At 62.1% G+C, this 14005-nt stretch carries 15 protein-coding genes; all 15 read left to right on the forward strand.

Annotation, left to right across the window (positions count from 1 at the left end; all coding sequences use genetic code 11):
• Nucleotides 1-2 precede the first annotated feature (2 nt).
• The 15 genes from hypB (at nucleotide 3) to AOT96_RS23665 (ending at nucleotide 13978) form a co-directional block, all read left to right on the forward strand.
• The gene (gene hypB, locus AOT96_RS23600) at nucleotides 3-815 is read left to right on the forward strand and encodes a hydrogenase nickel incorporation protein HypB (RefSeq protein ID WP_030535604.1); all 813 of its coding nucleotides are present in this window, start codon (nucleotides 3-5) and stop codon (nucleotides 813-815) included.
• 181 nt (nucleotides 816-996) lie between these two features.
• Entirely contained in the window at nucleotides 997-2112 is a 1116-nt protein-coding gene (locus AOT96_RS23605) for a hydrogenase expression protein HypE (protein WP_030535603.1), read from the forward strand.
• Nucleotides 2113-2166: 54 nt separating this feature from the next.
• Nucleotides 2167-3960: a nickel-dependent hydrogenase large subunit gene (locus AOT96_RS23610; RefSeq protein WP_007735075.1), complete on the forward strand. Its 1794-nt coding sequence runs from the start codon at nucleotides 2167-2169 to the stop codon at nucleotides 3958-3960.
• Nucleotides 3961-3963: 3 nt separating this feature from the next.
• Nucleotides 3964-4866 carry a NifU family protein gene (locus AOT96_RS23615; RefSeq protein WP_030535602.1) on the forward strand — a complete coding sequence of 301 codons (903 nt, stop codon included), beginning with the start codon at nucleotides 3964-3966 and terminating at the stop codon, nucleotides 4864-4866.
• Nucleotides 4867-4885: 19 nt separating this feature from the next.
• Nucleotides 4886-5506: a DUF5947 family protein gene (locus AOT96_RS23620; protein WP_030535601.1), complete on the forward strand. Its 621-nt coding sequence runs from the start codon at nucleotides 4886-4888 to the stop codon at nucleotides 5504-5506.
• Nucleotides 5503-6141, forward strand: coding sequence for a DUF6084 family protein (locus AOT96_RS23625; RefSeq protein WP_007735081.1), 639 nt, complete (start codon nucleotides 5503-5505; stop codon nucleotides 6139-6141). The genes AOT96_RS23620 and AOT96_RS23625 overlap by 4 nt, the downstream gene beginning before the upstream one ends.
• A complete protein-coding gene (locus AOT96_RS23630; protein WP_030535600.1) occupies nucleotides 6138-7499 on the forward strand; it encodes a hypothetical protein in 1362 nt (453 codons plus the stop codon). The genes AOT96_RS23625 and AOT96_RS23630 overlap by 4 nt, the downstream gene beginning before the upstream one ends.
• Before the next feature lie 48 nt (nucleotides 7500-7547).
• Complete coding sequence (locus AOT96_RS36610; RefSeq protein ID WP_003942178.1) at nucleotides 7548-7667, forward strand: DUF6893 family small protein; 120 nt, start codon at nucleotides 7548-7550, stop codon at nucleotides 7665-7667.
• 6 nt (nucleotides 7668-7673) lie between these two features.
• Nucleotides 7674-8168: a hydrogenase maturation protease gene (locus tag AOT96_RS23635; RefSeq protein ID WP_030535599.1), complete on the forward strand. Its 495-nt coding sequence runs from the start codon at nucleotides 7674-7676 to the stop codon at nucleotides 8166-8168.
• 3 nt (nucleotides 8169-8171) lie between these two features.
• On the forward strand, nucleotides 8172-8459 hold the full coding sequence (locus tag AOT96_RS23640) for a HypC/HybG/HupF family hydrogenase formation chaperone (RefSeq protein ID WP_007735086.1): 288 nt from the start codon (nucleotides 8172-8174) through the stop codon (nucleotides 8457-8459).
• Nucleotides 8456-10744 (forward strand): carbamoyltransferase HypF, encoded by a 2289-nt coding sequence (gene hypF / locus AOT96_RS23645; RefSeq protein WP_050655148.1) that lies wholly within the window; start codon nucleotides 8456-8458, stop codon nucleotides 10742-10744. The genes AOT96_RS23640 and hypF overlap by 4 nt, the downstream gene beginning before the upstream one ends.
• A gap of 16 nt (nucleotides 10745-10760) precedes the next feature.
• Nucleotides 10761-11060, forward strand: a complete 300-nt coding sequence (locus tag AOT96_RS23650) for a HypC/HybG/HupF family hydrogenase formation chaperone (protein WP_030535597.1) — start codon at nucleotides 10761-10763, stop codon at nucleotides 11058-11060.
• Nucleotides 11057-12169 carry a hydrogenase formation protein HypD gene (gene hypD / locus AOT96_RS23655; RefSeq protein WP_007735088.1) on the forward strand — a complete coding sequence of 371 codons (1113 nt, stop codon included), beginning with the start codon at nucleotides 11057-11059 and terminating at the stop codon, nucleotides 12167-12169. Before AOT96_RS23650 ends, hypD begins: the two co-directional genes overlap by 4 nt.
• Entirely contained in the window at nucleotides 12159-13229 is a 1071-nt protein-coding gene (gene hypE, locus AOT96_RS23660; protein ID WP_007735089.1) for a hydrogenase expression/formation protein HypE, read from the forward strand. Before hypD ends, hypE begins: the two co-directional genes overlap by 11 nt.
• Nucleotides 13229-13978 (forward strand): DUF6390 family protein, encoded by a 750-nt coding sequence (locus tag AOT96_RS23665; RefSeq protein ID WP_030535596.1) that lies wholly within the window; start codon nucleotides 13229-13231, stop codon nucleotides 13976-13978. The genes hypE and AOT96_RS23665 overlap by 1 nt, the downstream gene beginning before the upstream one ends.
• The last annotated feature ends 27 nt before the right edge of the window (nucleotides 13979-14005 follow it).

Consider the following 14005-nt stretch of genomic DNA (forward strand, 5'->3'; position numbering starts at 1 on the left):
GCATGTGCGCGACGTGTGGGTGCGGGGACACCACAGGACCTCGGGTGTCGGTAGTCGCAGACGGAGAACACGAGCAGGAACACGACGATCATGGGCACGGTCATGGGCACGGTCACGAGCATGACCATGAGCGCGGCCACCCCGACCACACCGTGATTCTCGAGCAGCAGGTGCTCGCCAAGAACGACGGCATTGCGGTTCACAATCGTCAGTGGATGCGGAACCGCCGAATCACGGCGCTCAACATCATGAGTTCCCCCGGCGCGGGGAAGACGACATTGCTGGCGCGAACCATCCGGGAGCTCGGATGTCAGCGACCGATAGCCGTGATCGAAGGTGACCAGGAAACCCGGCTCGACGCCGAGCGGATCCGAGAGACCGGCGCGTCGGTGGTGCAGGTGAATACCGGGGCCGGATGTCACCTCGATGCCGCGATGATCGACCGCGCACTGCGCGCCTTGGATCCCGCTGAAGAATCGCTGCTTCTGATCGAAAACGTCGGAAACCTGGTGTGCCCCGCGCTCTTCGACCTCGGCGAGGAAGGCAAGGTTGTCCTAATTTCGACGCCGGAGGGGGCAGACAAGCCGAAAAAGTACCCACACATCTTCGCTGTCGCGGACCTCGTGGTGATCAACAAGATCGACTTGCTCCCATACGTCGAGTTCGACGTCGATGCCTGCGTCGAGCAGGCGAGAATACTCAATCCTGCTGTGCGCGTTGTTGTTTTGTCTGCCACGACAGGTGAGGGCATGGACGAGTGGTACGAGTGGATCGGTAGTCGTTCGGCGATTTCTCCGGTGGCCGTTGACAACTGATCTGCTCGGGTAGTTAATGAAATGAGTGGGTGCCACGCAAGTGGGCCGAGGTTCGACTCCGGTGGCGTCAGCGTTTCGGTGCCGCGGCAATTCGAGGCCACAGAGTCTTGAGGCCATAGCGTGTCAGGCCAGTCGCGGCGCTGAGAGTCAAGGCGCAAGTGCACCCGTGAAAGCGGCTGACATGGACACACAAAAATCGACTGCTGGCACCACGGCGGAACCTGCCTCCGAAAGCGCAGCTACCCCCGCAAGCGCAGCGGCCAAAGCGGAAGAAACTCTGATCCACGTGCTGTGGATCAATGCCGGTCTCAGTTGCGACGGAGATTCGGTGGCGCTCACTGCAGCCACGCAACCCAGTATCGAGGAGATCGCGCTCGGCGCCTTGCCCGGGCTGCCGCAGGTAGCGGTTCATTGGCCGCTCATCGACTTCGAATGCGGACCGCAGGGTGGCGCTGACGATTTCCTGGAGTGGTTTTGGAAAGCCGACCGCGGAGAACTGGAACCCTTTGTTCTTGTCGTCGAAGGATCGATACCGAACGAGAAACTTCACGACGAGGGGTATTGGTGTGGCTTCGGGAACAATCGCGAAACCGGCCAACCGGTCACCACGAGCGAATGGCTCGACAAGCTGGCACCGAAAGCCACTGCGGTAGTTGCGGTCGGTACGTGCGCGACCTACGGCGGCATACATGCGATGGCCGGCAATCCGACCGGTGCGATGGGCGTGCCGGACTATCTCGGGTGGACCTGGAAATCGAAGGCGGGCATCCCGATCGTCTGCGTTCCCGGGTGTCCCATTCAGCCGGACAACCTCTCCGAGACCCTGACCTACCTTCTGTACATGGCCACTGATCAGGCGCCGATGATTCCCTTGGACGAATCCCTGCGCCCGCAGTGGCTTTTCGGTGCCACCGTACACGAGGGCTGTGACCGTGGTGGGTACTACGAGCAGGGTGAGTTCGCGACGGAGTACGGGTCACCGAAGTGCATCGTCAAACTCGGATGTTGGGGACCGGTCGTGAAATGCAATGTCCCCAAACGTGGTTGGATCAACGGAGTCGGCGGGTGTCCCAACGTCGGCGGGATCTGCATCGGGTGCACGATGCCGGGGTTCCCCGACAAGTTCATGCCGTTCATGGATGAACCGCCCGGCGGCAAACTCTCCACCAATGCGGTGGGAATGTACGGGTCCGTGATCCACAGTCTCCGCCGGCTCACCGGAAACACGTTGGACAAGGAACCGCACTGGCGCGAGCGCGGGTCGAAATTACTCACTGGTGCGACGCGTACGTGGTGACCGACCGGATACATTCAAATCAGTTCGTGAGCAACGTCTCTGGGAGGCACTGCAATGACGGCCATCGTTCCCGAACCCACCTCGACTGCGGACCGCGACGGTCTTGTCGAGATGGCGTGGGACCCCATCACCCGAATCGTCGGCAGTCTGGGCATCTACACCAAGATCGACTTCGCCAATCGCGAAGTGGTGGAGTGCCACAGCACGTCGTCGATCTTTCGCGGGTATTCCCTGTTCATGAAGGGGAAGGACCCGCGCGACGCGCATTTCATCACCAGTCGTATCTGCGGCATCTGCGGTGACAATCACGCCACATGCTCGTGCTACGCACAGAACATGGCGTACGGCGTCAAGCCGCCGCATCTGGGCGAGTGGATCGTCAATCTCGGCGAGGCCGCCGAGTACATGTTCGACCACAACATCTTTCAAGAGAATCTTGTCGCCGTCGACTACTGCGAGAAGATGGTCTCCGAGACGAATCCCGGTGTGCTGGCGCAGGCAGAGAACACGCGCTGCCCGCACGAGGAGCAGCACGGGTATCGCACGATCGCGGACATCATGCGGACTCTCAATCCGTTCACGGGTGAGTTCTATCGCGAAGCGTTGCAAGTCTCGCGTTCGACTCGCGAAATGTTCTGCTTGATGGAGGGCAGGCACGTTCACCCGTCGACGCTCTATCCCGGCGGCGTCGGCACCGTCGCGACGATCGAACTGATGACGGACTACATGTCGCGGCTGATGCGGTACGTCGAATTCATGAAGAAGGTCGTGCCGATGCACGACGACCTGTTCGACTTCTTCTACCAGGCGATGCCTGGTTACGAAAAGGTTGGCCTGCGGCGGACCCTGCTGGGTTGTTGGGGATCGTTCCAAGACCCCGAGTACTGCAATTTCTCCTACAAGGACATGACCGACTGGGGCCGGAAGATGTTTGTCACTCCCGGTGTGGTTGTCGACGGAAAGTTGGTCACCACGGATCTGGTGGACATCAACCTCGGTATCCGAATCATGCTGGGCTCCTCGTATTACGAGGACTGGAGTGATCAGGAGATGTTCGTCAAAACCGATCCGCTGGGTAACCCGGTCGATCGCAGGCACCCGTGGAATCAGCACACCAACCCCCACCCGCAGAAGCGGAACCTCGAGGACAAGTACAGCTGGGTCATGTCACCGCGATGGTTCGACGGAAAAGACAACCTTGCTCTGGACACGGGCGGGGGAGCATTGGCTCGTCTGTGGAGCACCGCTCTGGCCGGCCTGGTCGACATCGGATACCTGGAGTCGACCGGACACAGTGTGAAGATCAATCTTCCGAAAACAGCACTGAAGGGTCCTGTCTCGCTCGAGTGGAAGATTCCCGAACATGGCAGCAATACCCTCGAAAGAAACCGCGCGCGAACGTATTTCCAGGCATACGCAGCCGCGGCTGCCCTTCATTTCGCCGAGAAGGCGCTTGTCGAGATCCGGGCCGGCCGGACCAAGACGTGGGAGTCGTTCGAGGTCCCGGACGAGGGTATCGGTTGCGGATTCACCGAAGCCGTCCGCGGAGTTCTCTCACACCACATGGTGATTCGTGACGGAAAAATCGCGAACTATCACCCGTACCCACCGACACCGTGGAATGCGAGCCCGCGCGACAGCTACGGAACCCCCGGTCCGTACGAGGATGCCGTGCAGGGTCAGCCGATCTTCGAGGAGAACGATCGAGACCACTTCAAGGGCATCGACATCATGCGGACCGTGCGTAGTTTCGATCCCTGCCTGCCGTGTGGTGTTCACATGTATCTCGGCGGTGGCAAGACCCTGGAGAAGTTGCACTCTCCGACGCAGTCCGTGACCGGGGAGTGATCGATGGAGCAATCGGCCGACTATTGGCGCGGAGCAGGTGAGCGCATCGAGACGTTGTTGCAGGCCAACGCCGGCGCAGGCCCGGTGGCGAGAGATCGCGCCGAGCAACTGGTGCGTGAGGTCGTGCAGTTGTACGGCGCAGCACTCGAACGCACCGTCGCTCTGGCAGATCCGGCCACGATGGATGCGATGGTTCGCGACGATCTGGTGTCCAGCCTGCTACTGGTGCACGGACTTCACCCGCACGACGTGGAGACCCGCGTCCGCACTGCGCTCGACAGCGTGCGTCCGTACCTCGGTTCGCACGGAGGCGACGTCGAACTGATCGAGGTGGCGGACGGCGTGGTGCGACTACGGCTTCTCGGAAGCTGTAACAGTTGCCCTTCGTCCTCGGTGACCCTCGAAACCGCGGTCCAGGACGCGGTGCAGGCGGCGGCACCCGAGACCACCGGAATCGACGTCGAAACACCGGATTCGCACGAGCTGAAGTCGGGTGTGATTTCGGTCGAGTCCCTGTTCTCGCACGTTCACGCCGACGGGGGAGGTACGCACTGGGTGGAGGTCCCCGAATTCGCCGAAGTCGAGGTGGGAGAGGTCGCGGGCTTCCGCGTGTCGGGCACCGATCTGTTGGTCTGCCGCTCCGGTGACGATCTGTACGCGTATCGCGACCATTGCCCGGTGTGTGAGCACTCGATGGCGGGGGCTGTGCTCGAACGCATGATGGGCCGTCCTGCCCGAGACGCCGCTGTCCTCACCTGTCCGACGTGCTCTGCCCACTTCAGTGTGTACGGGGCGGGAGCGCGGGTGGGCACCGGCTCCGAGCACCTGGCGCCTGTGCCGGTGCTGATTCGCGACGGAGTGCTCTCGGTCGCGCTTGCTGACGAGTCTGTGATACCGGTGACCTAGCCGTGAACGCAGCCCCGTCATGAAAGTCACTGTGGGAGAGGTGCTCACACGAATCGCCTCGTCGCGTGTCGTTCCGACCGGACCGAGGTGTGAGATGTGTGCGGCGGGCATAGGCGACGAACACCAGCACGTCGTGGACGTACAGGTCCGGAGCCTGATGTGCGTGTGCCGACCGTGCTATCTACTCTTTGCACCGGTCGACGCGGACCTTCGATACAAAGCGGTTCCCGATCGGTACCTCGAGTTTCCGGACTTCGACCTCGGCCCTGGCCGGTGGGAGTCTCTGGAAATCCCCGTCGGCCTGGCATTCTTCTTCCGCAACTCACTCGTCGACAAGTACATAGTCTTCTATCCGGGACCGGCCGGAGCTACCGAATCCGAGTTGCCCATCGACTCGTTCGAGACTGTGCTCGAGGAGAATCCGGGGCTCGCGCAGATGCGGGCCGACGTCGAGGCGTTGATCGTGTCGGTGCCCACGTCAGGACAATCGCCGAGATGCTTCGTTGTTCCCATCGACGCCTGTTACGAACTGGTGGGACGATTGCGCACCGTGTGGCGCGGATTCGACGGTGGCCAGGATGCCGCACGCGCAGTGGACGAGTTCTTCGGGCGCGTCGAGGCGCGAAGCAGGTCGGCATGACTGTTCTCGACTTCTCGATCGACAACATGGAGGTAGAACCGTACGCGGTTACGCCGAATCTGACGGTGAGATTGAGAATGTCGGAATCCACCGGCACGACCGTCCGTGCGGTGGCTCTGCGCGCGCAGGTACGAATCGAACCACACCGCCGACCGTACTCCGACGCCGAAGGCGAAGGTCTGCGCGATCTCTTCGGTCCGCGGGAGCGTTGGTCGAGTACGCTGCGCACCTTCCTGTGGATGGAATGTTCCACGGTCGTTCAAGGATTCACCGGAACAACGGTCGCGGCCTTGCCCATGGCGTGTACGTACGACTTCTCGGTGACGGCGTCGAAGTACATGCACGCACTCGGAGACGGAACGATTCCGATCGTGGTTCTACTGAGCGGCACGGTATTCACCGACGGACCGCGTGGGTTCTCCGTGCAGCAGATCCCGTGGGACAGATCTGCTGCCTACGAATTGCCGGTCGACGTGTGGAAACAGCTGATGGCTGCGCATTATCCGGCGTCTGGTTGGGTACGCCTCGACCATGAGACGATTGCCGATCTCGTGCGGTTCAAGGCAGCGCACGGCCTCACGGACCTCGATTCAGCCGTGCGGCAGTTGCTGACGGCGAGCCAGGTGCCGCGATGACTCGAACGGGGATGGATCACGACGTTCGGGCCGTGGCCGACGCCGTCCTGTACGAGGGATATCTTCTCTATCCCTACCGGGCCGGCTCGGCGAAGAATCAATCCCGTTGGCAGTTCGGGGTTCTCGGACCGCCCGGCGCCGCCGAGGTCGGAGTCGGCGAGGAACCGTCGATGTCCGCGCAATGTCTGCTCGGCGAATTCGAGCGGAACGGCGTCGAAGTTTCTGCGACTGTGAGATTTCTGCACCACCAGTCGCGGACGGTTGAACGACTCGGCGCCGGCGGGGCGTGGATCCCGGTCGATCGGTTGGTAGTCGGCGAGCGGGAGTCGATCTCGTGGGACGAAGCCACCGAGTCCGAGATCGTGTTGGGTCCGTGGGGTCTGGACGAACTCGAGGCCGGCGTCGAAGAAACCTTCTGTGCGGCCGGAGTTGTCGAAGGAGAGACTTTGTCGGACTCTCGGGGCAGGGTGGTCGGACGGATCGTTCGGACACGGCTTCCGGTGAATGGCCTCTTGGCAGTGAGCGCCTCCGCCGGGGACGGACGCACGGTGATTTCCGTGACGATCATGAACGCCACGAGCGTCGACGCACGGGACAAGGGCACGGCCACCGCGCAATCGATGCTGGGGACTCACGTCATTGTGAACTGCACAGGCTCGAGGTTCCTGTCGTTGTTCGAAGAAGCAGATCACTCGGAGCAGTTGCGGCAAAATCGCTGTTATCCGGTGCTTGCGGGGACCGAGGACCCCACTCACCCTGGCACATCTCCCACCGTTCTGGTGTCACCGATCATCCTGTACGACTTTCCCGAGATTGCGCCGCAGAGCGAGGGATCTCTCTTCGACTCGACCGAGATCGACGAAATTCTCACCCTGAGAATCCTTGCCATGACCGACGAGGAAAAGGCGCGGGCGCGAGCTACCGACTCCAGAGCTGCCGACATCATCGACCGATGTGAGCGATTGACGGACGACGATCTAGCCGGCCTGCACGGCGTGCTGCGAGATTCGAATGCCGGTTCTGATCTGATACCCGAGGTGCCTGACGGTGTGGACTGGTGGACCCCGGAAGCCGACACCAGTGTTCAACCACGCACCGACGCAGTTCTGATCAACGGCGTCCGTGTCTCTGGTGGAAGTACGGTTCGGCTCCACCCCTCACGCCGCGCTGATGCTCAGGACCTGTTCTTCGACGGCCGGATCGCCCACGTCGCCACCATTCATGAAGACGTGGACGGCGACATTCATGTTGGGGTGACACTGTTGGACGATCCGGCCGCCGATCTGCACAACTGGTACGGCCGCTACCTGTACTTCGCGCCGGACGAGATAGAGCCGATGCCGCGCGACAGCGCGTGACGTACTCACAGCTATCGAACTTCACAGCTATCGAGAGGAGAACTCGCCATGAGGAGCATGGGATTGCTGTCGACGGCACTTCTCGGCGCCACCGCGATCGCAGCCGCGATCGTCCTGGTGGTGTCGATGCCGGACATCCAGCGCTATCTGCGAATGCGAAAGATGTAAAGCGCTGTGCGCGTGCTGATTGCAGGTGTCGGAAACATATTTCTCGAAGACGACGGATTCGGCCCCGAAGTTGTTCGGGCGCTGCAGCATGAGAATCTCCCATCGGGAGCTCGCCTGGTCGACTACGGGATTCGGGGCGTGCATCTGGCGTACGACTTGTTGGAGTCGTGGGACGCCCTGGTCCTGATCGATGCCTTACCGGCGACCGGAGTCCCGGGCAAGCTCGCGATCATCGAAGTGGACCCCGAAAGTGAAGGCCCGCAAGGAGGTTTCGACGCGCACTCGATGCATCCGAGTTCGGTGTTTGCCAGCCTGCAGGCCCTCGGCGGAACACTCCCGCGGACGTTCGTGGTGGGGGCACATGCGAAATCGATCGGCGACGGAATCGGATTGAGTGCGGAGATGCGTGATTCGGTAAGGCAAGCCGCTTCTGCGGTGCTGGCACTCGTCCGGTCCATCGACGTGGACTGTGATGCCACCACACTGGGGCCGGAGGTGTGAGTCATGTGTCTGGGGATTCCGGGACGGGTACGCGAGCTACTGGACGGATACGGAGGTCAACTCGCTCTCGTCGACGTGGAGGGGGCACCACGCAAGGTCAACATCGGAATGCTCGACGAAGGCACCGTCACGGCAGGTGACTGGGTGGTGATCCACATGGGCTTTGCAGTCGAGAAGGTCGACGAGCAGGGAGCTCGCCATGCTCGGGCCGGCCTCGAACTGATGGGCCGTGGTGGCCACGACGGTGAGGTAGTCGACTCCGATACTGGTAACGGCGAGGTCGGGACATGAAGATCGCCTGCCGTGTCATCGTTCGTGGCGTAGTCCAGGGGGTGGGCTTCCGGCCGTTCGTCCATGCGACCGCCACCGAACTGGGACTGTCGGGTTCGGTGGGAAATTCTGCTCTCGGTGTCGTGATCGACGTCGAAGGCGACGGAGAGACAATCGATGCATTTGTCGCTCGGGTGCGAAACCGCCCCCCACCGCTGGCACGGGTGGAGTCGGTGGAGCGCGAGGACTCGCGGCCGGTTGGTCGTGAGGGGTTTCGCATAGTCGAGACGGATGCGGGGTCGGTCGGGCGAACCTTGGCGCCGGCGGATGTCGGGATCTGCGACGACTGCCTCCGGGAACTGACTGATCCGAGCGATCGGCGATATCGTCATCCATTCATCACCTGCACCAACTGCGGTCCGCGATTCACGATCATCGAATCGCTGCCCTACGACCGGGCCGCTACGACGATGAAGCGATTCCCGTTGTGCGCGAACTGTGCGGCGGAGTACGTGGATCCCGCCGACCGCCGGTTTCATGCGCAACCGATTGCCTGCCCGCAGTGCGGTCCAACGCTATCGTTCGTGGAAGGGGACGCGCCCGCCGTGACCGGTGAGGGTGCACTGCTACGAGCCCGATCCCTACTGCGAGACGGGAAGATTCTTGCTGTCAAGGGAATCGGAGGATTTCACCTGGCTTGTGATGCCCGCGACGACCGCGCGGTTCACGAGTTGCGTGAACGCAAGCATCGAGCAAGCAAGCCGTTGGCGGTGATGGTGCGCGATGTGCCAGAAGCCAGAGAGTTGGGTGTGGTCGGTGATGCCGAGGCTGATGCCATGTCCTCGCGCGAGCGCCCGATTGTGCTGGTTGCCAAAGCGTCTGGATACGCGCTTTCCCCCTTGATTGCCCCCGGCATTCCGGATATCGGAATCATGCTGGCCTACAACCCGATTCAGCATCTTCTTCTGGGTTTGGCCGGAGAAGAGGCGGGCCCAGCGGTGTTGGTCATGACATCGGCGAACATCGGCGGTGAGCCGATTCTGTACTCCGACAACGATCTCGAACGATTGGGTGACCTGGCCGACGGGGTATTGACCCACAACCGTCCGATCTTGATGCCGTGTGACGACTCGGTGATGCGAATAGTCGGCAGTGGAAGACAGTTGCTTCGTCGCTCGCGCGGATATGCTCCGCTGCCCGTCACCGCGCCGTTCGACGTACCGCCTACCTTGGCGGTCGGGGCCGACCTGAAGAACACCTTCTGTCTTGCCGAGGACGGATATGTGTGGCCGAGTCAGCACATCGGAGACATGGGCGACCTCGCTGTCATCGACAGTTTTGCTGCGTCGGAGAGTCACTTCGAATCGATCACGGGGGTGGTGCCGCACCAGATCGCCTGTGACGAGCATCCGCGGTATCGCTCGTCCTCGTGGGCTCGCAGTCGTAGTGGTGACCGACCGGTGCGCATCGTCGGGCATCACCACGCACATGTGGCTTCCGTGATGGGGGAGAACGGCCGGGACGGGAGCGAACCAGTTCTCGGAATAGCGTTCGACGGCACCGGCTACGGGGCGGACGGCGCAGTGTGGGGAGGGGAACTACTGCTGGCGACGTACAAGGGTTATCGCCGTCTCGCGCATCTGGGATACGTACTGCTGCCCGGGGGCGATGCCGGAGTGGAACGGCCGTACCGAATGGCGCTCGCCCACCTGTGGCATGCCGGGTTGGACTGGGAATCCGACCTCGCGCCCGTGGCAGCCTGTCCGCCCCGAGAGCAGTCGGTCCTACTTCACCAGATGGAAACCGGTTTCGGGTGCGTGGACACCTCGAGCATGGGGCGGTTGTTCGACGCAGTCTCCTCGCTGACCGGGGTCCGTCAGAGGGTCGACTACGAAGCGCAGGCTGCCATCGAGTTGGAGGGGGTGTCGAGGGGAGTCGACAGCGCCGGTTCGCGGTACACCTTCGATTGGACGCAGTCGGACGACGATTCGTGGACAGCAGATCCGCGGTCGGTCATTCGGGCTGTTGTCCGCGATCTCCGGGAGAAGTTGCCCGCTGAAGTGATCGGCGCCCGTTTCCACGAATCCGTAGCGCACCTGGTGCTCGAGTGGGCAATTCGTGGCCGGGAACTGGCGGGAGTGGACGAGGTAGTACTCACCGGAGGTGTCTTTCAGAACCCTCTACTGCTCGTTCGGGCGTGTGCTCTGCTCTCAGACGCTGGATTCACGCCGTTGACAGGACTGGAGTTGCCGCCGAACGACGGCGGTCTCGCCTACGGCCAAGTGCTGGTGGGGAGTTCGTCATGAGGTCAGGAGTTGTGTCATGTGCCTAGCCGTACCGGGACGTATCGAGTCCCTGGAGGAACGCGACGGAACGACGATGTCGGTGGTGAACTTCGGTGGCGTCCGAAAAGAAGTGTGCCTCGAGTACATTCCGGGCGCCCAAGTCGGCGAGTACGTCGTGGTGCACGTCGGATTTGCCATCCAGCGACTCGACGAGGAATCCGCTCGCAGCACGCTGGCGGAATTCGAGCACCTCGGCGTACTGGAAGAGGAATTCGGTGACGGGTTCGAAAGGGCTGCCCGGGCCGCGGGGATCGAACCGAAGGAGAAAGAATCATGAAATATCTGGACGAGTTCTCCGATCCGGAACTGGCCGGCAAACTGCTGGATCAGATCCGTGCGCTGGCCACACGGCGATGGGCGATCATGGAAGTGTGTGGTGGTCAGACACATTCGATCATCAGACACGGCATCGATCAATTACTTCCCCAACAGATCGAGATGATCCACGGACCCGGATGCCCGGTCTGTGTCACCCCGCTCGAGATCATCGACAAAGCTCTCGAAATCGCGGCAAGACCCGATGTCATTTTCTGCTCCTTCGGGGACATGTTGCGAGTTCCGGGGAGTTCGTCGGATCTGTTCCGCATCAAGAGCGCCGGCGGTGACGTGCGGGTGGTGTACTCACCGTTGGATGCACTGACTATTGCCAAGGAGAATCCGGGCCGGCAAGTGGTGTTCTTCGGGATCGGATTCGAGACCACCGCGCCGGCCAACGCCATGACCGTCTATCAGGCCAATCGCCTGGGTATCGAGAACTTCTCGCTACTCGTCTCGCACGTTCTGGTCCCGCCGGCGATGGCCGCGATCATGGATTCGCCAGAGTGCCGCGTGCAGGCATTTCTGGCGGCCGGGCATGTATGCAGTGTGATGGGAACGTCGGAGTACCCGGCGCTGGCCGAGAAGTACAAGGTCCCGATCGTCGTCACCGGATTCGAGCCGCTGGATCTGCTGGAGGGCATCCGAAAGACGGTGCTGCAGTTGGAATCGGGTCGATACGAGGTCGAAAATGCCTACGCCCGTGCCGTCACCGCGCAGGGCAACACCGCAGCGAAAGCGATGCTCGAGGATGTGTTCGCCGTGTCGGACCGGACGTGGCGCGGCATCGGATCGATCCCGGACAGCGGTTGGCAGCTGGCACCGAAGTATGCGTATTTTGATGCCGAAGAGCGTTTTTCGGTGACCGATATCCACACTGACGAGTCGAGCGTCTGCCGTTCCGGAGAAGTGTTGCAAGGTTTGATCAAGCCACACGAGTGCAGTGCCTTCGGGAAGGAATGCACTCCGCGGAATCCGCTCGGTGCCACGATGGTGTCGTCCGAGGGGGCGTGCGCCGCGTACTACCTGTACCGGCGCCTGGAACTTCAGGAGGCGGGTCATGCCGGCTGAGGAGACCGCTGTCGTGGACTTGTCGGCGTGGGTCTGCCCACTGCCGCTGCGTGATTCGCCGAACATCGTCATGGGGCACGGTGGTGGAGGAGCGATGTCCGCCGAGCTCATCGAGCACCTGTTCCTGCCCTCGTTCGGAAGCGCTGCCGATGCAGAACTCGGTGACTCGGCCGTATTCGACGTCGGCGGGGTGCGGCTCGCGTTCTCGACCGACTCGTATGTCGTCAAACCCATGGTGTTTCCCGGCGGAACTATCGGCGATCTCGCTGTCAACGGAACGGTGAACGACCTGGCGATGGCGGGAGCGCAGCCATTGGTGATGTCGACGGCATTCATCCTGGAAGAAGGGACGGCGCTGACCGACATCGCGGGAATCGCGAAGGCGCTCGGTGAGGCCGCGCACGTTGCCGGCGTTCGGCTGGTGACAGGTGATACCAAGGTCGTCGATGCCGGTCACGGCGACGGAGTCTTCATCAACACCGCAGGAATCGGGATTGTCGCAGACGGGGTGGACATCAGCCCCACTCGCGCACAAGTGGGTGACGTCGTGATCGTCAGCGGCGACATCGGCGTTCACGGCGTGGCCGTGATGAGTTGTCGCGAAGGTCTCGAATTCGGGACCGAAGTGCGCAGTGATTGTGCGGCCCTGAACGGCGTGGTGGCCGACATGATTGCCACCGGTGTCGACATCCACGTCCTGCGCGACCCTACGCGGGGCGGAGTCGCCGCGACCCTCAACGAGATCGCTCAGGCGTCGAACATCGGGGTTGCGCTGGTGGAGCGAGATCTGCCGATTCCCGCTGACGTGCGCGACGCCTGTGGGCTACTCGGCTTGGATCCGTTGTACGTCGCAAACGAGGGCAAGTTGATCGCTTTCGTTCCACGCGAAGATGCCGCCCTGGTTCTGGAAGCGATGCACGGCAATCCACTGAGTGTGGGAGCCGCCGTGATCGGGGAGTGCGTGGCCGAACATCGCACAATGGTGGTGGCGCGTACGGCATTGGGAGGCAATCGGGTAGTGGATTTGCCGGCAGGTGAACAACTTCCTCGGATCTGCTGATGACTGCCGTCGGTATGAACGGGCCGGCATTGTTTGCCCGCTACGCGTATCCGCCGAACGAGTTGGGTTACTGCGGACCCGACGATCCTTCAGTGCTGCTTCGTCTGGCCAGCGGCAACTCGGGCAGCGGCGACCGTGATCACGCTCGTCAATTCGACGGTGCGTGGCCGTACCTCGAGGCATTGGCTGTAGGAGCGGGCATCGACGACCCCCTGGATCCGCGAGTGATCGAAGCCTATTGGGTGGGAGGTGATCTCCTCGACTCTCTCGATTCGGGGAAGTTGTTACAGCACTTGAGGGGGGCATTCGGTGAACGCGAGAACACCGGGTTCCTCCCCGTCCTCGGGGGTCGGGACCGCGCGCTCGCGCACCACAGTTTTCACGTATTTCTGGTGTATCCGTGGGTCAAGCTTCTTCGGAAGCGCGGTGCGGTCCCACTGTCCGTCCTCCAGAACTGCCGGATCAGATGGGGAGTGGTCGAGGACGTCGGCGAGGAGCATGCATTGGTGGTTTCGTCCCCGCTCGAGTTCGACGGTGAGCAACTCGCACGCGGCCGACCGGCAACGCAGAGAGTGCGGTGGAGGGTCGAGGGCAACGCGCTTGCGGCGATGCCCGTCCCCGGCGCTGTGGTGACGATGCACTGGGATTGGGTGTGCGACAGGATAACGGCAGAGCAATCACGTGCATTGGATGCCGCGGAAGACTCGGGATTGCGGATCGCGAACCGAATGCTGTCGACCGATATGTGATCGTCAGTTCCCCTCCAGGACGGAGGC

It is taken from the genome of Rhodococcus sp. 008 (assembly GCF_001682295.1).
Lineage (GTDB): Bacteria > Actinomycetota > Actinomycetes > Mycobacteriales > Mycobacteriaceae > Rhodococcus_F > Rhodococcus_F qingshengii.

Bases quoted from the DNA above. Each gene is read 5' to 3' on its own strand.
- AOT96_RS23605 (WP_030535603.1), top strand. From the start codon at position 997: ATGGACACACAAAAATCGACTGCTGGCACCACGGCGGAACCTGCCTCC.
- hypD (WP_007735088.1), top strand. From the start codon at position 11,057: ATGAAATATCTGGACGAGTTCTCCGATCCGGAACTGGCCGGCAAACTG.
- hypF (WP_050655148.1), top strand. From the start codon at position 8,456: ATGAAGATCGCCTGCCGTGTCATCGTTCGTGGCGTAGTCCAGGGGGTG.
- AOT96_RS23640 (WP_007735086.1), top strand. From the start codon at position 8,172: ATGTGTCTGGGGATTCCGGGACGGGTACGCGAGCTACTGGACGGATAC.
- AOT96_RS23625 (WP_007735081.1), top strand. From the start codon at position 5,503: ATGACTGTTCTCGACTTCTCGATCGACAACATGGAGGTAGAACCGTAC.
- AOT96_RS23650 (WP_030535597.1), top strand. From the start codon at position 10,761: ATGTGCCTAGCCGTACCGGGACGTATCGAGTCCCTGGAGGAACGCGAC.
- AOT96_RS36610 (WP_003942178.1), top strand. From the start codon at position 7,548: ATGAGGAGCATGGGATTGCTGTCGACGGCACTTCTCGGCGCCACCGCG.
- AOT96_RS23665 (WP_030535596.1), top strand. From the start codon at position 13,229: ATGACTGCCGTCGGTATGAACGGGCCGGCATTGTTTGCCCGCTACGCG.
- hypE (WP_007735089.1), top strand. From the start codon at position 12,159: ATGCCGGCTGAGGAGACCGCTGTCGTGGACTTGTCGGCGTGGGTCTGC.
- hypB (WP_030535604.1), top strand. From the start codon at position 3: ATGTGCGCGACGTGTGGGTGCGGGGACACCACAGGACCTCGGGTGTCG.
- AOT96_RS23615 (WP_030535602.1), top strand. From the start codon at position 3,964: ATGGAGCAATCGGCCGACTATTGGCGCGGAGCAGGTGAGCGCATCGAG.
- AOT96_RS23610 (WP_007735075.1), top strand. From the start codon at position 2,167: ATGACGGCCATCGTTCCCGAACCCACCTCGACTGCGGACCGCGACGGT.
- AOT96_RS23620 (WP_030535601.1), top strand. From the start codon at position 4,886: ATGAAAGTCACTGTGGGAGAGGTGCTCACACGAATCGCCTCGTCGCGT.
- AOT96_RS23630 (WP_030535600.1), top strand. From the start codon at position 6,138: ATGACTCGAACGGGGATGGATCACGACGTTCGGGCCGTGGCCGACGCC.